The 430-nt window shown below is 60.5% G+C and carries 1 pseudogene; it reads left to right on the forward strand.

Annotation, left to right across the window (positions count from 1 at the left end):
* Positions 1 to 430, forward strand: a pseudogene (locus AC0IYH_RS29465) (methyl-accepting chemotaxis protein); the annotation flags it as partial.

Here is a 430-nt window from a genome sequence, read left to right on the forward strand (position 1 = left end):
CGCCAGTTGGACGCGTTGCGCGCGTCGCTGGCTGAGTTGGATCTGAGCGTGCTGGGTAAAATGGCGCTGCTCGATGCCTTGGAGCGTTACCAGAACACCCTCTCGCGTTTGGTGGTGCTACGTGAGCTGGTTGCCACCGACAGCGGGCTGATACTCGACCCCTATCTCGATACTTATCTGATGATGGAGCAACTGACATTTACCCTGCCGCGCCTGGCAGAAAATCTCGGCAGTTTCGCCAGCCAGGGTTACGGCTCGTTGGTGGCACAGCACTTCACTCTGCAGAACCGCGTGCTGGTACGTGACCTGCGCCGCTCGCTGGAACAATCCGGTGCGCAGATGGCTAAAGCGCGCACTGCTTTGGAGCGCACCTCGGCGACCGCCATGGTTCGTTTGCAGCAGCCTTTCGCACAAGCCGAGCAGGGTCTGC

This window comes from Pseudomonas sp. AC463, assembly GCF_979253585.1.